A 23,527-nucleotide genomic window follows, 5' to 3' on the forward strand; every position below is an offset into this window, starting at 1 on the left:
TTTCGACGGCATGGTATACAAGGACCGAAACGTTGACGGGGCGTGCATGAGAATCGGCTGGTACATCAACCGATTGCGCAGCATGGGACCGGCCGAGGTGTTGCACCGGCTGAGCGAGCAACGTCGAAGGATCGCGTCGCGCCGCCGCGATGATGGGTGGGAGCGCTATCCATCGCCGCAGTTGCACCCGGTGCTGCCGGGATTTCGCCACGCTGTGCTGGCAGCGACCGACGCTCAACGGCAAGCCATAGCGGCGGCCGCGCAAGAGACGCTTCAGGGCCGGTTTTCGGCACTCGGGCGGACATGGCCAAAGCGCGAGCCCGATGTTTTGTTTCCTGCTGAGCTTTGGCGTCTTGATCCGGTGACCGGCAGGCTTTGGCCTGGCTCCGAGGCTCATACTTTCGACATCGATTTTCGCCATGGCGGCGACCTTGGCGATATAAAATATGTCTGGGAAATCAACCGGCTGCAGCAATTGCCGCCACTAGCTGCACACCTGCTCCTCAGCGAGGACAATCGGTCCCGGAGGGCCATTGAGGTGGCAATCGGCAGTTGGCATTCCGCCAATCCGCCGTTCCGAGGCATTGGCTGGGCGTCCGGCATCGAGGTAGCGCTGCGAGCCATCAGCCTGATCGTCACCCTGGACCTCGTTGGCGACCGGCTTGACCCGACGACCCTGCGGAAAGCCGGTGAGATACTCGCGGCAAGCGCCTATTGGCTGCCGCGGTTTCCATCGCGATATTCCTCCGCCAACAACCATCTCGTCGCAGAATTGGCTGGCGAATATCTGGTCGGCCTGGCGCTCGGGGCCGAATCCGAAATCGCCCACGGCGCCCTCCTGAATGAGACGCACAAGCAGATACTCGCCGACGGCGCCGGTGCCGAGCAAACGCCGACCTACGCAGCCTTCAGCGCCGAACTCATCTTGCTGTGCGCCGCCGCGGCACGCCAGGCGGGAACGCCGTTTCCCCACGCTGTCGAAGCGCGTCTGGGTGCCTTCGCCAATTTCGTCGGCTGGCTGCCACTGAAAGCCGCCCGCTTCGGCGACGACGATGAGGGCCGCGTGCTGAAGCTGGGGGACGAGCCGAACTATATCCGATCCGTCGCGGCCGCCATCCAAAGCTTACTGGGGACGCCGGGCAACGCGCCGGGGCCCGACGACTTTCGTTCGCTTTTCTTTGGTGCGCCGTCGGGCCCGGCACCGGCGGTGCATGGCTTGCAGACATTCGCGCGAGGTGGGCTCTCCGTCTGGCGCGGAGCAATGAATGGCCGCGATGTCGAACTGACGTTCGACCATGGGCCGCTCGGCTATCTCTCGATAGCGGCGCACGGCCATGCCGACGCGCTGTCGCTCACCCTGTGCATCGACGGTGAGCCGGTGCTGGTCGATCCGGGCACCTGGCTCTACGGTTCGGGAGGCGCATGGCGCGACTGGTTCCGCTCCACGCCGGCGCACAACACGCTGAACATCGAGGGTAAAAACCAAAGCACCATCGCTGGGAATTTCAACTGGTCGCACAAGGCAGTTGCGACGCTGGTGGACAGCGAGCCTGGAACGCACTGGAGGCTGTGTGGCCGGCACGACGGGTATAGAAGCCGCTTCGGCGTCATGCATCAGCGCACTTTGGCGCGCCAGGCCGATGGCATCCTCATCACCGACCAACTGCTCAGCGGCAAGCATCAGTCCGAGATCGTCTTCCAACTGGCCGCCGGCCTCCATACCGACCGGCATGAAAACACGGTCACGGTGTTGCGCGGCGACGAGGCGCTATTGGCCATCCGCTTTCCTGATGCCGCGCTCGATATCCGCGCCGGCGGTGACATGCCGGGGCAAGGCGGTTGGGTTTCACTGCGTTTTGGCACCAGGCAGCAAGCCGAACGCCTCGCCTGGCACGGTGAAGTGGGCGAAGCTGGAATCCATATCCATCTTGCCCCAATTCACCCGCCGCAACGGCAAAAACCGGCGCCAACGTAGAGTTGCCGGGCGAGTTCCAGCCGTATTCGACATTAATTACGTTTGGACATTTAGCGGTTTCGTTACCGTTGATCTGCTAGTCTCGCATCATCCAGCCTGCTTTGCCCGCTGCGCCCGCAACAGCCACTGGTTGCAGGCGGCGTAGCAGGTGTGGCGGGGATTTCGTGCTTTGCAATTCGCCCCAGGAGCCGCTGCAACGATGTTTTCCGAATTTGCCAGAGCGATTGTGGAAAAGCTTTCGAACGTCAATCTGACCACGCTCGGCCTGCTTCTCCTCACCGCACTGGGCAGCGCGGTGATCGCCTACTGGCGAACTGCCGAACATAAGTCCCTCAGGGACTTTTTCGACTTCGCCTTCCCGGCGGAAGTCATCCTGCACCCGTCGGCGCGAGCCGACGCCCTGTTCTGGATCACGAAACGGGCGATGATGCCTTTCCTGCTCATTCCTGCCGGCGTCACCTTCGTCGTCGCGGTGGGCTACGGCACACGCGAGGCAATCGGCTGGCTCCTTAACATCCACGCGCCGCTTCTCGGCGGCCCGGCGGGACCGATGACGATCGTCATCTTCACCGCAACCATGCTGGTCGCCTATGATATTTCCTACTACCTCTACCACGTCGCCCAGCACCGCTTTCCGTTCCTGTGGGAATTGCACAAGGTGCATCATTCGGCCGAGGTGATGGTGGGGATCACCAAGGACCGGGTTCATCCGCTGGACGATCTGATGAACCGTATGTGGGATGGCGTCATCCCGGGCATCTGCTTCGGCATCTGGAGCCTCATTGCACTCGATCCGGTAGAGATCGCTATCTTCGGCATCAACGTCTACGTCATCCGCAACATCCTGATGATGGACTTTGTTCGCCATACGCATCTCAAGATATCGTTCGGCTCGTTGAACAACATCATCCTGTGTCCGCACTGGCACCAGGTGCATCACAGCATCGACCCGCGTCACTACGATAAGAATTTCGGCCTGCTTTTTTCGTTCTGGGATCGTCTGTTCGGAACGCAATTTGTCCCGGAGCCGGATGAAGACCTGAAATTTGGCCTGGTCGATCGCGATGTGCGCGATTACCAGTCGCTCTTTGGGCTCTACATCCTGCCGCTCAAGAAGATGGCAAGGCATGTCATGCGACTGTTTCACAGACGGCCCAATGTGGTCGCGCAGCCACAGGACAGTTCTCCTTCATGAACACCGCTGTTTCCATCGACGTCCTAGGCGCGGAGCGCCTGGAAATCGTCCGTTCGGCGGATCGCCTGGCTGCGGTCGAAGCCGCTTGGATGGAGCTTTGGCATCGTACCGACGGGCTGATCTTTCAAAGCCATGCCTGGATTTCGGCATGGTGGAGTACCGTACAACGCCGTGACCAGCGCGCGTTGCGGATCGGCCTGGTCTGGAAGGGCGAGAGACTCGTTGCTGTCGTTCCGCTGGCGATCGGCAGGCGCAGGGGGCTGCGGTTTCTCGAATGGGCGGCCGGCAGCTATACCGACTATGGGGATATTCTCGTTGCTCCGGAATGCTCGTTGTCGGCGTTGCAGGAGCTATGGAGCCAACTCTGCGATGCAGGCGGCTTCGATCTTGCCTTGATCAGTCGTCTCTCGCCGGATGCGGCGGCCCGCAAAATTTTCACGCCGGGAGCTTCCGGCGGCATCAGGCTTCGTCACTTTCACCGAACGGAAGTCAGCTATCGCGTTGCCGGACAATGGGAAAGCGGAGCGGCATGGTTGGCGGACCAGTCGAAAAAGACGCGCCAGAACTATCGGCGCGGCATCAAGGCGCTGGAAGAAACCGGAGAGGTGAGATTTCGCCTGCTTGCGCCCGACGAGCCGCTGCAACCGGTACTGGAGCGCCTCGCGGCCTTGAAGCGGAAATGGCTGACCGAGCGCATGCGTGAATCAGACCTCTTCGAAGAGGGCGTGCCGGTACTCGCCGCGCTCGTCGATGCGTTGGCGCGCGCCGGCGTGCTGCATATCTTCGTCCTCGAATGCAATGGCGTGATGGTCGCGGTGTCGATCAACTTCGTCCAGCACGACGTGATGATGGCCTTCGTGACGACGTTCGATCCGGATTTCGGCCGGGCGTCGCCGGGTGTGATCCTGTTGATGGATTACGTGCAGTGGTCGATCGATCACGGCTTGAGCACGGTCGATTTCCTCTGTGGCGCAGAGTCGTTCAAACACAAATTCTCAACGCAGGCGGTTACGCTGGAATCCGTCATCGGGACGCGCACGGCACAGGGCGCGCTTGCATCTCTTGCCGATCGTGTCCTCCAGACCGTCAGGCATATGCGCGAGCGGTCATCGGCACCACCAGAGGGACGCGATACGCCCGCTCAAGCCGAAGCAGCCTTGGACTAAAGCGCGTCGCATTCGATCGGCCTCATGCGACGCGCTTTAGATTCTTGTTTTATACATGTCGTTATCGCAAAATCGCTGCACACTTTTGCGCGACATGCTTTAGAACGGTTCATCGTTTCACGGAAACGCGGAACAGCTCCATCTTTTGTTTTGACGCAATTCCGGACGAAAACCGTTCACACTTTTCCTGGAATTGCTGTAGCGGCCCGCTCGCAAAAAGCTCAAATGAAGCGCGGTATCGGACCGTTTTGCGGCGTGGTGCGGTCGCCGAGGTCGAGGAAGATTTCGTCGATGTAGCACCATCCCCAACCTTCCGGCGGATCGTAGCCTTCGATGACAGGATGGCCGGTTGCCCGAAAATGCTTGGTGGCATGTCGGTTGGGCGAGTCGTCGCAGCAGCCGACATGGCCGCATGTGCGGCAGAGCCGCAGATGCACCCACTGCGAACCGCTCTTCAGGCATTCCTCGCAGCCGAGCGCGCTCGGTGTCACGTCGCGAATGTCCCCGGCGTGCCTGCATTCGTCTGCCATCATACGCTCCTGACCAGTTGTGGCGCCACGGCGAGACTGCCGTTTCGCGCGAGATATGCATGCAGCGCTGCAACCACCTGGGCGCCTTCGCCGACGGCAGCGGCGACGCGCTTGATCGAGCCGGAGCGCACGTCGCCGATGGCGAACACCCCGCCGCGGTTCGTCTCCAGCGCACCACGTTCCTGGCCAATGTCAGGCCCGGTGCGAACGAAGCCCTTCGCGTCCAACGCCACGCCGCATTGCGCCAGCCAGTCGGTGTTCGGATCGGCGCCGATGAACAGGAAGAGGTGGCGGATCGGACGTGCTGTCTCGGTGTCGCGGTTGCGCCAGCGCACTTTGCCAAGATTGCCGTCGTCGCCTTCCAGCGCCGTGATCTGGGTCTCAGCCAGCACCTCGATGTTCGGCTGTGCCCTGACGCGCTCCACCAGATAGCGCGACATGCTCGCATCCAGGCTGCTGCCGCGCGCCAGCAGCCATACCTTCTTCACATGCGCCGCCAGATAAACAGCAGCCTGGCCAGCCGAATTGCCGGCGCCGACCAGGGCCACCTCTTGCCCGGCGCAAAGCCGGGCTTCGATCGGCGAAGCCCAATAGTGCACGGAGGTTCCCTCGAATTGCGCCAGGTTTGCCATATCAAGGCGGCGATAGCGCGCTCCGCTGGCGATCACCACCGACCGTGCCCGCACGGTCTCCCCGCCGCCGACGGCGAGCGTGTAGTGGGCACCGGACGCGTCGCTTGCGCTGCCCAGCAGCTTCGCCTCGTCCGGTATCACCATTTCGACGCCGAATTTCTGCGCCTGATTGTAAGCGCGCGCCATCAGCGCCATTCCCGAAATGCCGGTCGGGAAGCCGAGATAGTTCTCGATGCGCGAGGAGGCGCCCGCCTGTCCACCAAAGGCACGGCAATCGAGCACGATCGTCGACAGCCCTTCGGAAGCCGCATAGACGGCCGCCGCGAGGCCGGCTGGTCCGGCGCCGACAATGGCCACGTCGTACAGCTTGTCGGCGTCGATCGGCCTCACCAGGCCGATGCAGCGGGCGAGCTCGTTCTCTCCGGGATTGAGCAGCAGCTTGCCGTTCGGGCAGAGCACGATCGGCAAATGGTGGATATCGACATGGAAGCGTTCGATCAGCGTCTTGGCGCAGGGATCGGTAGCGGAATCGAGAACCCGATGCGGCTGACCGCTGCGGGCTAGGAAACCTTGCAGCCGCAATACGTCACCGCTGTCGACCGGTCCGACAATGATCGGTCCGGCTGTGCCGCTCTCGAGCAGGCCGACACGGCGCAGGATCAGCGCCCGCATGATGCGCTCGCCGAGGTTTGCTTCCTGTACCATCAGGTCCCGCAGCCTTTGCGAGGCGATGACGAGCGCCTCGACCGGCTCGACCGCCTCCACATCCACCAGTGAGGGCCGGGCTGAAAGCTGCGCCAGCTCGCCGACGAAATTGCCCGCACCGTGCGTGACGATCGTTTCGCGCCGGCCGAAGCTGCCGCCCTGGATTATATCCACTTTGCCGGACAGGACCACGATCAGACCGGGCGCCAGCTCACCGGCTTTGACGATCTGTTCGCCTGCAGCATAGGACACGGCTTCGCCGAAACGGCCCATGCGGTCCAGGTCAGGTTCAGCCAGCGCGGGAAACATCTGATCGCGACGGGCAATGGAGATCGGATTGGCAGATTGAGACATGGTTCGAGCCTATCGCCGCTGTCCGACAGATTGAAGCGGTTTTTTGCGGCTTGCGGGCCGTAGGAACCTAACCCGCCTGTCGGTAAACGCTGCGCCCCTTCGCTTCGCATTTCACTGACAGCGGGCCGTGCGCCGGTGCCGTCGCGAGGTGCCTCACATTCCGTTGCATCTCCCTGATTTGTTTGATTTGCGTATTCCGGCAAACCCGACGCATGCTGCTTCGGCCGGCGCCTGTCTAAGCCGGCCAGGCCCGGCGCGCCGTCCTGTGTCAAACTCTCGGCCGCCGGGCTTCTGAACAGGAGAAACGGCCTGCGTCCGCTAGGCGGCTACCTGAAGCACGATCTTGCCGCGCGTATGCTGCTTCTCGAGCCGTTCCTCGGCTTTGGCGACGTCCTCGAGAGGATAGATTGCCTGCACGAACGGCCTGACCTTCCCGGCGTCGATGAGGCGGCTGATTTCGGCAAGCTGTGCTGCGTTCGGCTTGGTCAGATAGGAGACGCCGCGAGCCCGATGCTGGCGGGCCTTTTCCGCCGACGGTTCGGAAAGCGTTGAGACGAGCGTGCCGCCGGGTTTGAGCACGTCCCACGAGCGGTCCTGTGTTTCACCTGCTACTAGGTCGAAGACGAGGTTGACGTCCTCGACAACCTCCTCGAAGCGCTGGTTCTTGTAGTCGACCGCCTGGTCGGCGCCAAGCGCGCGGACGAAATTGAAATCCTGCGCGGAAACGGTCGTCGCGACGAAGGCGCCCGCAACCTTTGCAAACTGCACCGCCAGATGACCGACGCCGCCGGCGCCACCATGGATGAGGACCCGCTGCCCGGATTTGAGGCCGCCGTGATCGAAAAGGCCTTGCCACGCGGTAAGGCCCGCAAGCGGCACGGCGGCGGCTTCGGCGTGGTTTAAGCGTTGCGGCTTCGCCGCCGCCTCCGTTGCCTTGACGACGACATATTCGGCGTTGCCGCCGCGGTCGTTGCCGAGCATGGCATATAGCGGATCGCCCTTCTTCAGCGTATGGGCCCGCGTGCCGCACAATTCCACCACGCCGGATACGTCACGGCCGAGCGTGACGGGCAGATCCGCGCCCGAAGAGCCCTCGCGAACCTTGTAGTCGACGGGATTGACGCTTGCCGCGTAGACCTTGAGCGTGACCTCGTCGTCATGCGGCTGAGGCAACGGAACCGCGTCCAGCGAAAGAGCCTCCGGTCCACCAAAATCGTGGATACGGACGGCCTTCATGGTAATCATGGCTTGCTCCTCGTCGGTTTGCGGTCCAGTTCGCCTCTGAACAGTTTCACCGGCAGGCTGGCGTCTATCCGGCCGGCGGTTCGGTCGTGGCAAGGCCGGTCGACGGTGCGCCGTCAGTGTATCGTTTGCGAATGCTCGCCGCCGGGTTGCGAGATGCCGCTTAGCGCTTCACCGGCTGTCGCCGTCTCGCTGTTGGTGGCGAGGTCGCCCAGCGAAACGATGCCGACCAGGCGCTTGTCGCGATTAAGCACCGGCAACCGGCGCACTTTCAGATCAGCCATGTTGCGCAGAACATCCTCCGCGTCTTCGTCGTCGAAGCAATACCTGACCTCGGTGCTCATCACTTCCCGTACCTTGGCGTCAGGTGTCTTGCCTTGGGCGACGCCGCGGATTGCGATGTCGCGATCGGTTATCATGCCGACGAGCCGGTCGTTCTCGCCCACCGGCATCGCGCCGGCGTCGAGGCGACCCATCATTTCTGCCGCATCACGTAGGGTTTGCTGCGGACTGGCGATCTCGACGTCCTTTGTCATGCAGTTGCCAACTTTCATTTTAACCTCCGTTGGTTGCAGGCCCTGCCGCCAATTCCGTGATGGAAGGGTGAATGAGCGCCAGCGCAAAACGTTCCATGGCAAGACCCGTTTCGAGCGCTCCGCCAAATCACCCTTGCCATCCTCCACTCCGACCGCCCTTCAGGCGGTCGGCCCGGGAAAAGTCGGTTCCGAAGGAATTTCGGAAGGGGTGCCAGGAGGAATCCCGATTGGCTCCTGGTCCGGCATTGGAATTGGATCCGGCGAGGGTGGGGGTACGCCTGGAGGTTCTCCCGGCGGAGTCTCCGGCGGGGCAGGCGGCCGGGCCGGCTCGGGATTGGGATTGTCCGGCAGTGGATTCGGGTTGTTCGGATCGGGATTGTCCATCGATCACTCCCCTGACATCTGTGGCCTGATCTCCGCTCAGAGTGGGTTGTCGCAGCGGCGATCAGGCTCTCTTGTCCTAAACCAAGGGGAAGCAAAAGCGTTCCCGATTCCGACGCCAAGCGCGGTGCGAATCTATCGGGCGGTTCCCAGGCTGGCATACATTCCGTTGGTGCGGAATTGCGTCGGGTTGATGCCGTAGAGGCGGCGGAAGACCTTCGAAAAATAATTGGCATCCTCGAAGCCGCACATGATGGCGACTTCCTTGACCGGCAGGAAATCGGCCTTCGTCAGCAACTTCGCCGCGCGCTGCAGTCGCTGCTGCAGCACGAATTCGGCGGGCGGAAGACCTTCACTCTCGGCGAAGCAGCGCGAGAAATGCGCGCGGCTCAGGCCGCTGATCTCGGCGAGATCGGCAACGCGGAGCGGCCTGTCGAGATTAGCCTTGATGTGATCGATGACCGGTTGCATGGCGCTCTTGTCGTCGGTGACGGCATGCGAGCCGAAGACATCGTCGTAGAGCGCCATGGCGGCTTCATAGGCGACAGCCGAGGCGGCTCCGGGCGAGACCGCGCCTGTGATCAGGCGTACGCTGCAATCCGCGAGATGATCGATCGTCGAGGGCTTCAGCCGAAGCACCGGACCGACGGCGGCAAGGATCGACTTGTGAATGCGCAGTGCCTCCTCGCCGTTCATCGATATCCAGAAGAATTCCCAGCGTTCGCCCCTGGCCAGCCAGTAACGGTGGTTGTGCGGCACGAGAACCAGCAACGTATCGCCCCTTTGCAGACGGTAGTTCCGGTTCTCGTAGCGCAATCGGCCGATGCCGCTGATCGTGTGCTGGAGCACGGTAAACGGCGTCTGGCCGCGCCTGCGCCCATCCCAGTCGTAGACCTCGTTCTCGCGCACTTCATAGCCCGTGCTTGTCGGCATGGTGTGCAGGCGCTGGCGGCCGCGCGGCAGCGATACCGTCCTGCCCGCCGGCCCGGCGTCGATCAAGTTCCGCAGCACAAAATTACCCCTAAAAGCATAATCCTTCTCTGGTCGCGTGCTGAATTAGGCGCATAATCCCTCGAGAAAAGCAAAAGAAACCGCGGTCAAAGAGCGGACGGGAGGAAGCGCCGGAGTCCAGCCTGCACGCCATGGCAGGCGGGCCAGGCCTGTTTTCGCCGCCTTTGCCCTAACATTCGATCAGGTCGAGGTGAGACTGATGAGTTTCAAGATCGCTATCATCGGTGCGGGAAGCGTCGGCTTCACCAAGAAGCTCTTCACCGACATTTTGTGCGTTCCTGAATTCAGGGATGTCGAATTCGCGCTGACCGATCTCAGCGAGCGCAATCTCCAGATGATCAAGTCGATCCTCGACAGGGTCGTCGAATTCAACAGGCTGCCGACCAGGGTTACAGCAACGACCGACCGCCGTGCTGCCCTCGAGGGTGCCCGCTACGTCATCAGCTGCGTTCGCGTCGGCGGTCTCGAAGCCTATGCCGACGACATCCGCATTCCGCTGAAGTATGGCATCGACCAATGCGTCGGCGACACGATTTGCGCCGGCGGCATCCTCTACGGCCAGCGCAACATTCCGGTGATCCTCGATTTCTGCAAGGATATCCTCGAAGTCGCCGAGCCTGGGGCGAAATTCCTGAACTATGCCAACCCGATGGCCATGAACACCTGGGCGGCGATCGAATATGGCAAGGTCGATACCGTCGGCCTCTGCCACGGCGTCCAGCACGGCGCCGACCAGATCGCCGAAGTGCTCGGCGCCAAGTCGCGCACCGAACTCGATTACATCTGCTCCGGCATCAATCACCAGACCTGGTTCATCGACCTGCGTCTCAACGGCCGCAAGATCGGTAAGGACGAGCTGGTTGCCGCCTTCGAGGCGCATCCGGTCTATTCGCAACAGGAAAAGCTGCGCATCGACGTCCTGAAGCGGTTCGGCGTTTATTCGACCGAAAGCAACGGCCATCTTTCCGAATACCTGCCCTGGTACCGCAAGCGGCCGGACGAAATCACCCGCTGGATCGACATGTCCGACTGGATCCACGGCGAGACCGGCGGCTACCTTCGCTATTCGACCGAAACGCGCAACTGGTTCGAAACCGAATTCCCGCAATTTCTGGAATCCGCCGCGAGGCCGATCGATCCTGCCAAGCGCTCCAACGAGCATGCCAGCCATATTCTCGAGGCGCTGGAGACGAACCGCGTTTATCGCGGTCATTTCAACGTCAAGAACAATGGCATCATCGCCAACCTGCCGCAGGATGCGATCGTCGAGTCGCCCGGCTTCGTCGATCGCTTCGGTATCAACATGGTGGCCGGCATCACGCTGCCGGAGGGCTGCGCCGCCACTTGCATTTCCTCGATCAACGTCCAGCGCATGTCGGTTCATGCGGCAATCTCCGGCGATATCGACCTGCTGAAGCTCGCGGTCCTGCACGACCCACTGGTCGGCGCGGTTTCGACCCCGGAAGAGGTTTGGCAAATGGTGGACGAGATGGTCGTCGCTCAGGCCCGCTGGCTGCCGCAATATGCCGATGCGGTGCCGGCCGCGAAGGAACGGCTTTCGAAATCCAGGGTCAAGACCCGAGAATGGGCCGGTGCGGCACGGCGCGACGTCCGTTCGATCGAGGAATTGCGTGCGGAAAAAACGGCTCTCAAGCAGGCCGTCTGAATTTCATCGGGACGGATTGCGGTAAAGTTTCGGAGGGATTTTCGGCGCCGCACCGTCTGCATAGCGTTCGAGGAGAAATGGAGCGGCGTCAACGCGCTCCTGAACAACAGGGAGGAGAGACGATGAGGAATTTTCGAAACATTGGCATTCTCGCAGGGCTGGCGCTTGGCGTCTCGGCCTCGGCGCTGAGCGCATATGCATCCGAGCCGACCGTGCCGCCGGTGCCCGCGCAATTTCCCGCCGAGGGAAAGATCAAATATGTCGCGCGCGACTCCATCCTGGAGTTCAAGGCACTTCCAGAATACCACGAACCCGATTGGGTCACCGACAAATACGTCAAGCCAGGCAAGCTGCCGCCGGTCAAGGACCGGCTCCCGAAGGAGCCGCTGGTCTTCAAGACCGGCAACATGCCGGACGGCGTCGGCGTCTACGGTGACACGATGCGCCATGTCATCGGCGGCCGGCCGGAGGGCTGGAACTACGGCGCGGGGCAGACGCAAGGCTGGGGCGGCATCGACATCGGCCTCTCCGAATGCCTTACGCGAACGGCCCCGCTTTTCCAGGTCGAAGCCAAGGACACCGAGCCGCTGCCGAACCTCGCCAGGGGCTGGGACTGGTCGAAGGACGGCCACACGCTGACGATGCATCTGGTCGAGGGCGCGAAATGGTCGGACGGCGTTCAGTTCAACGCCGACGATGTGATGTTCTACTGGGACGACGAGGTGATCGACCCCAATGTCTCGCCGCTGAACGGCGCCACGCAGGAGACCTTCGGCGTCGGCACGACGCTGAAGAAAATCGACGACTACACCGTCGAGTGGACCTTCAAGGACGCCTTTCCGAAGCAACACCTCTACGCCATGGCTTACGGCAAGTTCTGCCCCGGACCGTCGCACATCCTCAAGCCGCAGCATCCGAAATACTCGAAGAACACTTACGAGCAGTTCAAGAACGCGTTCCCGCCGGAATATATGAACATGCCCGTGATGGGTGCCTGGGTGCCGGTGGCATACCGCCCCGACGACATCATCGTCATGCGCCGTAATCCGTACTATTGGAAGGTCGACGAGAAGGGCAACCAACTGCCGTATCTCAATGAACTGCACTACAAATTATCGACCTGGGCCGACCGCGACGTTCAGGCGGTGTCGGGGGCGGCCGACATCTCCAATCTGGAGCAGCCGGAGAATTTCGTCGCCTCGCTGAAGCGGGCGGCGCAAAAGGACGCGCCGGCCCGGCTTGCCTTCGGTCCGCGGCTGATCGGCTATAATCTGCGGATGAACTTCTCCGCCAACGGCTGGGGCAATCCCGACGAGCGTGGGCAGGCGGTTCGCGAGCTGAACCGCAACGAGGATTTCCGCAAGGGCGTTACCATGGCGCTCGACCGCAAGGCGCTCGGCGACTCGCTGGTCAAGGGTCCGTTCACCGCCATCTATCCGGGCGGCTTCTCCTCGGGTACGAGCTTCTACGACCGGAAGTCGACGGTCTACTACCCCTTCGATCTCGAAGGCGCCAAGGCGGAACTCGCCAAGGCAGGCCTGAAGGACAGCGACGGCGACGGCTTCGTCAATTTTCCTGCCGGCACCGCCGGCGGAAAGAATGTCGAGATCGTGATGCTCGTCAACAATGACTACACCACCGACAAGAGCCTCGCGGAGGGCGTCGTCGGCCAGATGGAGAGGCTAGGTCTTCGCGTTGTCCTGAACGGGTTGAACGGCGTCCAGCGCGACGCGTCCATGTATTCTGGCCGTTTCGATTGGATGGTCAGGCGCAATGATGAGGAGCTCACCTCGGTCGTACAGAACACCGAGCAACTGGCGCCGATCGGCCCACGCACAAGCTGGAACCATCGCGCTCCGGAAAACGGCCAGGTCGATCTGATGCCGTTCGAGAAGGACCTCGTCGACATCGTCAACAAGTTCGTCTCGGCGCAGGACAACGACGAGCGCGCCAGCCTGATGAAGCAGTTCCAGAAGATCTCGACGCAACACGTCTATACCGTCGGGCTGACCGAATATCCCGGCGCGCTGATCATCAACAACCGCTTCTCCAATATCCCGCAGGGAACGCCGATCTTCATGTTCAACTGGGCCGAAGATTCGATCATTCGTGAAAGGGTCTGGGTCGCTGTCGACAAGCAGCAGAAATATGAACTGTTCCCCGAACAGCTTCCCGGAAAGCCCGGCGACAAGGGTCCGACGAACTGAGTTTCCTCCCCTGACTTGAAAATTCCCGGCCGCGCTGCTGGCGCGGCCGGGACAAAGCCAGCGGCAAGGGGATAACTGAAACCGAGCGAGGAGAGAAACGGCCGATGCTGCGATTTCTGCTTATGCGCATAGCATCCGCATTACCGGTTCTCGCCATTTTGAGCGTGGTTACCTTCGCGATCATCCAGGCCCCGCCGGGCAACTATGCCGACTACATCCGCTTGCAGCTCATCAACCAGGGTGGAGCCTCCTTTGCCGAGGCCGATGCGCAGGCGAAGGCTTATAGCGTGGAGCATGGCCTCGATAAGCCGGTTCCGCTCCAATACCTGAACTGGATCGCCGGCATCGTCACCCGCGGCGACTTCGGCTACAGCCTGTATTACAACAAGCCCGTCGCCGACGTGGTGGGCGAGCGGCTGCCGCGCACGCTGCTGCTTGCGCTTGTCTGCCATCTCTTGGCTTCGGTGCTGGGCATCGGCTTTGGCATCTGGGCGGCGACCAGACAGTACAGCTGGATCGACAGTACGCTGTCAGCGATTTCCTTCCTCGGCATGACGGTGCCGCGCTTCCTGATGGCGCTGATCATCGTCTACCTGCTGGTCTTCCAGTTCAATGTGTCCGAGATCGGCAGCTTCTTTTCGCCGCAATTTGGCGGGGCGCCGTGGTCCTGGGCGAAGTTCGTCGATCTCGTCCGGCATGTCTGGCCGGTTGTCGCCATCGCCACCTTTGGCGGGCTCGCCTACAACATGCGGGTGATGCGCGGCAATTTGCTCGACACGCTGAACGCGCAATATGTCGAAACCGCTCGCGCCAAGGGTCTCAGCGGTGGTGCGGTCGTGATGCGCCATGCGGTGCCCAATGCGCTGCATCCGCTGGTCATGTATCAGGGCGTGGTGCTGCCCTATATGCTGACCGGCGAGATCGAGACTGCGATCATCTTTGCCCTGCCGACCGTCGGCCCGGCGATCGTCGGTTCGATGGCGGTTGGCGACGTCTATGTCACGGCGACCTTCATGATGGTGCTGTCGGCGACGCTGATCGTCGGCAACATCATCGCCGACATGCTGCTCGTCATGCTCGATCCGCGTGTGCGCCAATATGCAGGGTCCTGAGATGCTTGTGTTCGAGCCCTCGCTGCCGCCACTTGCCGAGGAGCCGGCCAAGATCAAGCCGCGCGGCAATGAGAGCTACATCGCACTCGTCTGGCGCCGCCTGAAACGGTCCTGGACCGGCATGGCCGGGCTCATCCTGGTCGCGTTTCTGGTGCTGCTGGCGGTGTTTGCCGACTTCTTCGCACCGATGGATCCCAAGGTGACCGATGTCGGCTTCGCCCCGCCGCAGATGATGAGCTTCCATGACAAGGACGGCAACTTCGTCTTCCAGCCACGCGTCTATGCCCTGGCGGATTCGGAAGACCTCGACCCGGTTACCTTCCAACCCGTCGTCGGGCCGGACTACGACCATCCGCGGCTGCTCGGCTTCTTCGTCAAGGGAGCGGAGTACAGACTGCTCGGCCTGCTTCCCGCGAACCGGCACTTCTTCGGCTCGACCGACGGCCAGCCGGTGCACTTCCTTGGCACCGACAAATTCGGCCGCGATGTGCTGGCTCGTGCGATTTATGGTTCGCGCATCTCGTTGATGATCGCATTGACCGTGGTTTTCATCGTCACCGTGATCGGCACGACGGTCGGCATGGTGTCGGGTTATTTCGGCGGCACATTCGATGTCTGGGTCCAGCGCTTCGTCGAACTGGTGCTCGCATTTCCGCAATTGCCGCTTTATCTGGCGCTAACGTCGCTGGTTCCGGTGACGGCGCCGACAAATGTCTTCCTGGCCTTCGTGATCGTCGTCATGTCGGCGCTTGGCTGGGCGCAGATGTCGCGCGAGGTGCGCGGCAAGACCCTGGCGCTGGCGCGAATCGACTACGTCCGTGCGGCGATGGCGGTCGGCGCCACGGATGGCCGCATCATCATGCAGCACATTTTCCCAAACGTGATGAGCCACGTGATCGTTGCCGTCACATTGGCGATCCCCAGTGTCGTCCTGCTCGAATCCTTCCTCGGTTTTCTCGGCTTCGCGGTGAAGCCGCCACTGATCTCCTGGGGGCTGATGCTGCAAGACACCGCCACCTATTCGGTCATTGGCACCTATCCCTGGATCCTCTCGCCGGTCGGCTTCGTGCTTGTCACCGTCTTCGCGTTCAACGCGCTTGGCGACGGACTGCGCGATGCAGTCGATCCTTATTGACGTGACATGATGCAACACGCGCTCGTCAAATCTTTCGCACCGCCTGTCCGGCTCGACCATGATGGACGTTCGGAAAACCCGGTCATCGATGCCCGCAACATCGCCGTCGATTTCAAGGTCGAGCACGGCATGGTGGAAGCGGTCAAGGACATCTCCTTCCAGCTCTATCGCGGCGAGACGATCGCCATTGTCGGCGAGTCCGGATCGGGCAAGTCGGTGACGGCGCGCACCGTCATGGGACTGTTGTCGAAGCGTGCGGTCGTGTCGCCGAAATCGACCGTCGAATACAATGGGGCGAACATCCTGAAATTTTCCGAGCGTGCCCGGCGCAAACTGCGCGGCGACCGCATCTCGATGATCTTCCAGGAACCGATGAGTTCGCTCAACCCGATCTACACGATCGGCAGCCAGATCGTCGAGGCGATACGGGTGCATCGCAAGATGAGCCGCAGGCAGGCCGAGGCAAGGGCGCTCGAGCTGCTGCAGCAGGTGCAAATTCCTGAGCCCCAGGCGCGGCTGAAGCAGTATCCGCACCAGCTTTCCGGCGGTCAGCGCCAGCGTGTGATGATCGCCATGGCGCTGGCCAACGATCCGGACGTGCTGATCGCCGATGAGCCGACGACGGCGCTCGACGTGACGGTTCAGGCGCAAATCCTCAATCTCATCCGCAACCTGCAGAAGAAACTGCGCATGGCGGTGATCCTGATCACGCACGACCTGACCGTGGTGCGGCAGTTCTCCGACTATGTCTACGTCATGCAGCATGGGGAGATGCGCGAGCACAATGTGACGGAGAAGCTGTTCGCCAATCCGCAGCATCCCTACACATGCCACCTGCTTGCCTCCGAGCCGCGCGGCCAGGCAAATCCGTTGCCGGAAGGCGCCGACGTCATTCTTGAGGCCAAGGGTGTGCGCGTCTCCTTCATGCTGCGGCACGGCACGTTCATGAAGCCGGATCTGCGCGAACTTGTCGCCGTCGACAGCCTCAGCCTGACCCTCCGGCGGCACGAGACGCTGGGCCTCGTCGGCGAATCCGGATCGGGCAAGACCACGTTCGGCGAGGCGTTGCTCAGGCTCAACACCACGGACAGCGGCGAGATCTATTTCGATGGCCAGCCGATCCATGGCTGTTCGCGGGCGCAGATGCGGCCGCTGCGGTCGCGCATGCAGGTCGTCTTCCAGGACCCGTTCTCGTCGCTCAACCCGCGCATGACGATCGGCCAGATCATCGAGGAAGGGCTTGTCGTCAACCGCATCGGCGCCACGAGGAACGATCGGATCGAGCGGGTGCGCGAGGCACTGATCAGCGCCGGCATGCCGGGCGATATCCTGTCGCGCTTCCCGCACGAGTTTTCCGGCGGCCAGCGCCAGCGTATTGCGATTGCCCGCGCCGTCGCGCTCGAACCGGAATTCATCGTACTCGACGAGCCGACATCGGCGCTGGATCTCTCGGTCCAGGCGCAGATCATCGAACTGCTGCGCAAGCTGCAGCGCGAACGGGGCCTGAGCTACATCTTCATCTCGCACGATCTCAAAGTCGTGCGGGCGCTGTGCCATCGCGTCATCGTCATGCAGCACGGCCGGATCGTCGAAGAGGGGCCTGTCGACGAAGTCCTGTCCCATCCCAAAACCGCTTACACCGAACGGCTGGTCAAAGCCGCTTTCGAGGTAGCCTGATTGTTATGCCGGAGGTTATTGTGGCAAGAAATCCCAAGGTCGCTTTCATCGGAGCTGGCTCGACGGTGTTCATGAGGAACATCGTTGGTGACATATTGCAGCGTCCGGCTTTATCCGGCGCGACGATCGCACTGATGGACATCAATCCGCAAAGACTTGAAGAAAGTGCAATCGTCGTTGGCAAGTTGATCTCGACGCTTGGCGTAAAGGCCAAAGCCGAAACCTATTCGGACCAGCGCAAGGCGCTGGCGGGCGCCGATTTCGTCGTCGTCGCCTTCCAGATCGGCGGCTACGAGCCCTGCACGGTCACCGACTTCGAAGTTCCGAAGAAATACGGGCTGCGCCAGACCATCGCCGATACGCTCGGCGTCGGCGGCATCATGCGAGGCTTGAGAACCGTGCCGCATCTGTGGAAGATCTGCGAAGACATGCTCGCGGTCTGCCCGCAGGCTATCATGCTGCAATATGTCAACCCGATGGCGATCAACACCTGGGCGATCGCGGAGAAATACCCCGACATCAAGCAGGTCGGCCTCTGCCATTCGGTGCAAGGCACGGCAATGGAGCTGGCGCATGATCTCGACATTCCCTACGAGGAGATTCGCTATCGCTCGGCCGGCATCAATCACATGGCCTTCTACCTGAAGTTCGAGCATCGCCAGCCGGACGGCTCCTATCGCAACCTCTATCCGGATCTGCTGCGCGCCTATAGCGAAGGGCGGGCGCCGAAGCCGGGGTGGAACCCGCGCTGCCCGAACAAGGTGCGCTACGAGATGCTGAAGCGCCTCGGTTACTTCGTCACTGAAAGCTCCGAACATTTCGCGGAATACACGCCCTATTTCATCAAGGACGGGCGCGAAGATCTGATCGAGAAATTCGGTATCCCGCTCGACGAGTATCCGAAGCGCTGCATCGAGCAGATCGAACGCTGGAAGGGGCAAGCGGAAGCCTATCGCTCGGCTGACAAGATCGAAGTGGAGCAGTCGAAGGAATATGCGTCCTCGATCATGAATTCGGTCTGGACCGGCGAGCCGTCGGTGATCTACGGCAATGTCCGCAACAATGGCTGCATCACGTCATTGCCATATAATTGCGCGGCCGAGGTGCCGTGCCTCGTCGACGCCTCCGGCATTCAACCCACCTTCATCGGCGACCTGCCGGTGCAGCTTACTGCGCTAATCCGCACCAATATCAACGTCCAGGAGCTGACGGTCCAGGCGCTGATGACCGAGAACCGCGAGCACATCTATCACGCGGCGATGATGGACCCGCACACGGCGGCTGAGCTCGACCTCGACCAGATATGGTCGCTGGTCGATGATTTGCTGGTTGCGCATGGCGATTGGCTGCCGGCCTGGGCGCGCGGAGCGCGCAGCGTTCGGGCGGCCTGAGGCGCAGGGCTGTCTATTTCACTCGCCTATGCCGACCATAAAGCCCGCTTTGAAAGCGGCGCGGCGTTGCCGGCCGATGTCTCGAAATCGAAGAGCTTCTGCGTCACCAGTGCAGCCGCCCCTCTTGCCCAGGAATTGTCCTCCCAGTCCAGCAGCATTGGCGGTGCTTGTCGAAAGGTGTTTTGCCCGAGCATCACCCGCATCGGGCCAAACAGCGCGTCGCCAAACGATACCGCTTCACCGCCGACAACAATGACCTCCGGGTCGGTGATGTTGACAAGATTGGCGAGATGCCGGCCGACGCCACGTCCGGCTTCTTCGAGAATGGCGACGGCTCGCGGTTCGCGGTCTGCCAAGGCTTCCATAAGGGTCGCTTTGCAATCCGCTTCGTCGTGCCCGGTGGCTTCGCGCCATGTGCGCAGGATCGCCGGCTCGGCGTAATAGGCCATCAGGCAGCCGCGTTTTCCGCACTCGCAAAGGCGGCCGTTCTCCTCATAGGAGGTGTGACCGAATTTGCCGGCAGCACCGTTCGCACCGCGATAGAGTTTGCCTTCGAAGACGAGCGCACAGCCGATCCCGACGCCGATCGCCAGCACCGCCATATTGCGGTGCTGGCGTCCGAGGCCGAAGAGTTGCTGGGCAATGGCGTAGGCATTGGTGTCGTCCTCAAGCCACACGGGGACGTCCACCCGTTCGGCCAGCATCGGGCCAAGGGGAACGTTGTCCCAGTTATAGCGATTGCTGCGGATACACACGGCCTTCTGGTTGTCTATGACGCCAGGCATTGAAACGCCGATCCCGGCAAGCTTGGCGCCGGGCCGATCGACAATCGCAATCAGCTCCGGCACCGCCTTGGCCAACGCCTTTGTAATACGGTCGGGATCGCTGTCCGAGAGCTTGACGCGCATGGAACCCAGCGGATTGGTCGCAAGATCGGTGACCACGCATTCGACCGACCCGACCATCAGCTTGAAACCTATGGCGAGGCCGTTTGCGTAGTTGATATCCACCGGGATAGGGCGGCGCCCGGCCGAGCCCACGACTGTCTTGCCCTCGATCAGCAGGCCATCCTCGATGAGGTCCGCCACGACGAAGGTGACGGCCGCCGGACTGAGGCCGGTAACGGACGCTATGTCGGCCCGGCTGCGCGGACCCTCCTGCCGCAAGAGATTGAGGATCAGTCTCCGGTTCATCGCCCGGGTCGTGCTCGGGTCACCCTTGAGCTTCACGGACTTATTCCTTAATTTTGTAAATTAATTATTGCCTCTCGATCAAACATATGCGTAAGTTTGCCCAACTGTTCAACACCCGAACCGGGGTTAACGAAAATAATCCGGTTCATACCGGCAGCCACCGCGCTCTGAAGGAGCGGGCAAGCATGTTGTCTTGCCCGGGAGATGCGTTGTCGGGTTCGCACAGCGCCGGTGAGGGGGACGACCGCGTCGGCCGCGATGCCGGGCAGAATTAACAACAAGGGAGGAGTGACAATGACGTTCAAGTGGATCGAAAAGCCGTCGACGCGGCGCAATTTCCTTAAGGGAGCCGGTGGCGTTTCCGCCGCGGTGCTCACGGGCTTTCCAATGCCGGCACTCAGCCAGTCGAGCGAAGTCACCATCATTTCAGATGAAAACAATGCCGATGCCCTGCAGATTTTGCGGCGCATCGCGGCCGATTTCGAGAAGCAGTCAGGCACCAAAGTTGTGATCAACAACATGGATCACGAGGCCCACAAGACCGCGATCCGCAACTACCTTGTGGCCGGCGCGCCGGATGTCTGCTTCTGGTTCTCCGGAAACCGCATGCGTGCCTTCGTCAACCGCGGCCTGTTCGACGACATTTCGGATCTGTTCGAGAAGGAAAAATACAAGGACGCGCTGGGTGCTACGACCGGTGCCGTCACGGTCGACGGCAAGCAGTATGGACTGCCGACCGGCGGCACGATGTGGGGCATGTTCTATCGCAAGGACGTCTTTGCCGAGCACGGACTTACGGTACCGGCGACCTGGGACGAATTCCTCGCTTACGGCCAGAAATCCAAGGCCGCCGGCCTAATCCCCGTCAGCATCGGCACCAAGGAACTCTGGCCGGCGGCCGGATGGTTCGATCAGATGAACCTGCGCATCAATGGTCTCGACAAGCACTTCGCCTTGATGAACGGCAAGATGGCCTATACCGACCCGGCGCTGAAGCCTGTTTTCGACCACTGGGAGGAGCTGATCAGGCAGGGTTTCTTCACGCCGGATCAAACCTCGTTCGGCTGGCAGGAGGCCGGCGCCTTCCTCGCCCAGAAGAAGGCCGGCATGATGAATCTCGGTGCCTTCGTGAAGGCTACTTTCCCTGAGCAGGATCTCGAGCAGCTGACATTCGCGCCTTTCCCGAAGATTGACGCCGCCCTCGACCGTTACGAAGAATTCTCGGTCAATTCGGTCCACATCCCGGCCAACGCCAAGAACAAGGCGGGTGCCCGCGAGTTCCTCGCCTTCTTTTACCAGCCGGAAAATTTCGGCCCCTATCTGGAACCTGGCGGCAACGTTCCGCCGCGCAACGACCTTCCAGCCAGCAAGGACCCGCTGGTCAACGCGGCTGTGGAAAGCCTCAAGACGGTGGCCGGCACGTCGCAATATTACGACCGCGACACCGATCCCGACATGGCCCAGGCGGGTCTGGTCGGTTTCCAGGAATTCATGGCCAAGCCGGAGCGCCGGGATGCCATTCTTCAGCGACTCGAGGGAACCCGTCGCCGGATCTTCAAGATCTAGCGCCTCCCAGCCGAGGGGAGCGGGGTCTTGCCCGCTCCCCGATGCGTTCCGGTGAATGAGGTCTCCCAAAATGACGAAGCTTTGGCGCCGCCATCGCTGGTGGCTGACACCGACACTTCTGATCCTGCCCGCTGCTGTGCTGTTTTCCGTCGTCATTCTGGCCTCTGCGGTCGAGAGCCTATGGATCAGCCTGCACGAATGGGACGGCTTCAGCCCGATGGTCTGGATCGGCCTTGGCAACTACCGCGAATTGTTCGCCGACCCGCAGTTCTATGTTTCGCTGAAGAACAATCTGATCTGGCTGGTGATGTTCATGCTGGCGCCGCCGCTCGGCCTCGCCATCGCGCTGCTCGTCAGCCAGAAAATCCGCGGCATGCGCCTGCTCAAGTCGCTGTTCTTCATTCCGCTGGTGCTGGCTTCGGTTGCCGTCGGCGTTGTCTTCACCTGGGTCTATACGCCGGAATTCGGACTTCTCGCCCTGATCTTCCGCACCTTCGGCGCGACCGCCCCGGCAGTGCTGTCGGATGAAAACTTCGTCACCTTCGCCGTCGTGATCGCAGCGTTGTGGCCGCAGATCGCCTTCTGCATGGTGCTCTATCTCGCCGGCCTCAACAATCTCAGCGAGGACCTGATCGGCGCCGGGCGGGTCGACGGCGCCAGGGGCTGGAACATGCTGCGCCACATCGTGTTGCCGCAACTGACACAGGTCACCTTTATCGCCATCGCTGTCACCGTCGTCGGCGCACTGCGTTCCTTCGACATGGTCTCGGTGATGACCAGCGGCGGCCCCTTCGGTTCGTCCGAGGTGCTTGCCTATCAGATGTTCGAGCAGTCCATCTTTTCCTACCGCTTCGGCTATGGCGCGGCCATTGCCTCGGTGCTGTTCGTGATCATGGCGGTCTTCATCGCCTGGTACCTGACGCGGATGATCCGCGCCGATGAAAGGGGCGGCTGATGTTTCCCCGCCCGATTCCCGAAACTGCTATTTGGCAGCGTCGCCTCTATGTCGTGCTGGTGGTCGGCATCCTGATTGTCTGGCTGGCGCCGCTCTTTGCCATCATTCTTACCTCGTTCCGCTCTACGCAGGATGTCATGGGCGGCAATCTGTGGGGCTGGCCGACCCAATTCGGCCTGGTCGACAACTACACGGCAGTCTTCACCCAGACGCCGATGGCCCGCTACTTCCTCAACAGCCTGACGATCACCATCCCCTCGGTGATCGGCGTTCTCATCTTGAGCACGCTCGCCGGGTTCGTGCTCGCCCGTTACCGATTTCGCGGCAACATGCTCGTCTTCGCCCTGTTCGTCGGCGGAAACTTCCTGCCGCACCAGATCATGATGATCCCCGTCCGCGATCTCATGGTGCGGCTCAACCTCTACGACACGATGTCGGCCCTGATCATCTTCCACATCGCCTTCCAGACCGGGTTTGCAACACTGTTCATGCGCAACTTCATCGCCGCCTTGCCGGGAGAACTGTTTCAGGCAGCCAGGGCCGAGGGCGCGACACCGTTTCAGACATTGGTACACGTCGTCGTCCCACTGGTACGGCCGGCTCTCGCGGCGCTTGCCATCCTGCTCTTCACCTTCATCTGGAACGATTATTTCTGGGCGGTCGTGCTCACCATCAGCGATACCGTAAAACCGGTCACCGCCGGCCTTGCCAATCTGCGCGGCGAATGGGTCTCGGCCTGGAACTTGATCTCGGCTGGAACCATCGTCGTGGCTTTGCCACCAGTCGCCATGTTCTTCCTTATGCAGAAGCACTTCATCACCGGCCTCACCATGGGAGCGGTCAAGGGATGAACGACCATGGCTTCAAGGCGTCGCCCATCCGATTCGAAACTGATTTT

Annotated in this window: 18 protein-coding genes; 12 read left to right on the plus strand and 6 right to left on the minus strand. The window is 61.5% G+C overall.

The features are described 5' to 3' along the window. Positions 1-46 precede the first annotated feature (46 nt). The 3 genes from NKI50_RS08015 (at position 47) to NKI50_RS08025 (ending at position 4,336) form a co-directional block, all read left to right on the plus strand. Positions 47-1,975 (plus strand): heparinase II/III family protein, encoded by a 1,929-nt coding sequence (locus NKI50_RS08015; RefSeq protein WP_031194489.1) that lies wholly within the window; start codon positions 47-49, stop codon positions 1,973-1,975. A 199-nt stretch (positions 1,976-2,174) separates the two neighbouring features. Then, positions 2,175-3,170 (plus strand): sterol desaturase family protein, encoded by a 996-nt coding sequence (locus tag NKI50_RS08020; protein ID WP_023720687.1) that lies wholly within the window; start codon positions 2,175-2,177, stop codon positions 3,168-3,170. After that, positions 3,167-4,336 carry a GNAT family N-acetyltransferase gene (locus NKI50_RS08025; protein WP_352484043.1) on the plus strand — a complete coding sequence of 390 codons (1,170 nt, stop codon included), beginning with the start codon at positions 3,167-3,169 and terminating at the stop codon, positions 4,334-4,336. Before NKI50_RS08020 ends, NKI50_RS08025 begins: the two co-directional genes overlap by 4 nt. Before the next feature lie 221 nt (positions 4,337-4,557). Here NKI50_RS08025 and NKI50_RS08030 read toward each other — a convergent pair whose 3' ends face one another. The 5 genes from NKI50_RS08030 to NKI50_RS08050 all read right to left on the minus strand — a co-directional run bounded on the left by NKI50_RS08030 (position 4,558) and on the right by NKI50_RS08050 (position 9,649). After that, the gene (locus tag NKI50_RS08030) at positions 4,558-4,869 is read right to left on the minus strand and encodes a UBP-type zinc finger domain-containing protein (protein ID WP_036238601.1); all 312 of its coding nucleotides are present in this window, start codon (positions 4,867-4,869) and stop codon (positions 4,558-4,560) included. Further along, on the minus strand, positions 4,866-6,557 hold the full coding sequence (locus NKI50_RS08035; protein ID WP_352548892.1) for an FAD-dependent oxidoreductase: 1,692 nt from the start codon (positions 6,555-6,557) through the stop codon (positions 4,866-4,868). Before NKI50_RS08035 ends, NKI50_RS08030 begins: the two co-directional genes overlap by 4 nt. Before the next feature lie 318 nt (positions 6,558-6,875). After that, the gene (locus NKI50_RS08040; protein ID WP_245278648.1) at positions 6,876-7,802 is read right to left on the minus strand and encodes an NADP-dependent oxidoreductase; all 927 of its coding nucleotides are present in this window, start codon (positions 7,800-7,802) and stop codon (positions 6,876-6,878) included. Between the two features lie 113 nt (positions 7,803-7,915). Continuing rightward, positions 7,916-8,353: a CBS domain-containing protein gene (locus NKI50_RS08045; RefSeq protein WP_023720681.1), complete on the minus strand. Its 438-nt coding sequence runs from the start codon at positions 8,351-8,353 to the stop codon at positions 7,916-7,918. 498 nt (positions 8,354-8,851) lie between these two features. Continuing rightward, positions 8,852-9,649 carry a helix-turn-helix domain-containing protein gene (locus NKI50_RS08050; protein WP_084642854.1) on the minus strand — a complete coding sequence of 266 codons (798 nt, stop codon included), beginning with the start codon at positions 9,647-9,649 and terminating at the stop codon, positions 8,852-8,854. A 277-nt stretch (positions 9,650-9,926) separates the two neighbouring features. On the opposite strand from NKI50_RS08050, the gene NKI50_RS08055 reads away from it, so the two are divergent. The 6 genes from NKI50_RS08055 (at position 9,927) to NKI50_RS08080 (ending at position 18,915) form a co-directional block, all read left to right on the plus strand. Continuing rightward, a complete protein-coding gene (locus tag NKI50_RS08055; RefSeq protein ID WP_023720679.1) occupies positions 9,927-11,393 on the plus strand; it encodes an alpha-glucosidase/alpha-galactosidase in 1,467 nt (488 codons plus the stop codon). Positions 11,394-11,515: 122 nt separating this feature from the next. Continuing rightward, complete coding sequence (locus tag NKI50_RS08060) at positions 11,516-13,600, plus strand: ABC transporter substrate-binding protein (protein WP_352639421.1); 2,085 nt, start codon at positions 11,516-11,518, stop codon at positions 13,598-13,600. 104 nt (positions 13,601-13,704) lie between these two features. Further along, positions 13,705-14,712: an ABC transporter permease gene (locus tag NKI50_RS08065; protein ID WP_031194486.1), complete on the plus strand. Its 1,008-nt coding sequence runs from the start codon at positions 13,705-13,707 to the stop codon at positions 14,710-14,712. Between the two features lies 1 nt (position 14,713). Then, complete coding sequence (locus NKI50_RS08070) at positions 14,714-15,847, plus strand: ABC transporter permease (RefSeq protein ID WP_031194485.1); 1,134 nt, start codon at positions 14,714-14,716, stop codon at positions 15,845-15,847. A 9-nt stretch (positions 15,848-15,856) separates the two neighbouring features. Continuing rightward, positions 15,857-17,524 carry an ABC transporter ATP-binding protein gene (locus NKI50_RS08075; RefSeq protein WP_352639489.1) on the plus strand — a complete coding sequence of 556 codons (1,668 nt, stop codon included), beginning with the start codon at positions 15,857-15,859 and terminating at the stop codon, positions 17,522-17,524. A gap of 20 nt (positions 17,525-17,544) precedes the next feature. Continuing rightward, complete coding sequence (locus tag NKI50_RS08080; protein ID WP_352639423.1) at positions 17,545-18,915, plus strand: alpha-glucosidase/alpha-galactosidase; 1,371 nt, start codon at positions 17,545-17,547, stop codon at positions 18,913-18,915. 26 nt (positions 18,916-18,941) lie between these two features. Here the strand turns inward: NKI50_RS08080 and NKI50_RS08085 are convergent, their stop codons facing one another. After that, positions 18,942-20,144 (minus strand): ROK family transcriptional regulator, encoded by a 1,203-nt coding sequence (locus NKI50_RS08085; RefSeq protein WP_352639425.1) that lies wholly within the window; start codon positions 20,142-20,144, stop codon positions 18,942-18,944. 258 nt (positions 20,145-20,402) lie between these two features. Here NKI50_RS08085 and NKI50_RS08090 point away from each other — a divergent pair, with 258 nt between their 5' ends. The 3 genes from NKI50_RS08090 (at position 20,403) to NKI50_RS08100 (ending at position 23,480) form a co-directional block, all read left to right on the plus strand. Next, entirely contained in the window at positions 20,403-21,674 is a 1,272-nt protein-coding gene (locus NKI50_RS08090) for an ABC transporter substrate-binding protein (protein ID WP_352639427.1), read from the plus strand. Between the two features lie 70 nt (positions 21,675-21,744). Beyond that, entirely contained in the window at positions 21,745-22,629 is an 885-nt protein-coding gene (locus tag NKI50_RS08095; RefSeq protein WP_023720671.1) for a carbohydrate ABC transporter permease, read from the plus strand. Continuing rightward, positions 22,629-23,480 (plus strand): carbohydrate ABC transporter permease, encoded by an 852-nt coding sequence (locus tag NKI50_RS08100; RefSeq protein ID WP_352484037.1) that lies wholly within the window; start codon positions 22,629-22,631, stop codon positions 23,478-23,480. The genes NKI50_RS08095 and NKI50_RS08100 overlap by 1 nt, the downstream gene beginning before the upstream one ends. The last annotated feature ends 47 nt before the right edge of the window (positions 23,481-23,527 follow it).

The organism is Mesorhizobium sp. M0563 (assembly GCF_040321065.1).
GTDB lineage: Bacteria > Pseudomonadota > Alphaproteobacteria > Rhizobiales > Rhizobiaceae > Mesorhizobium.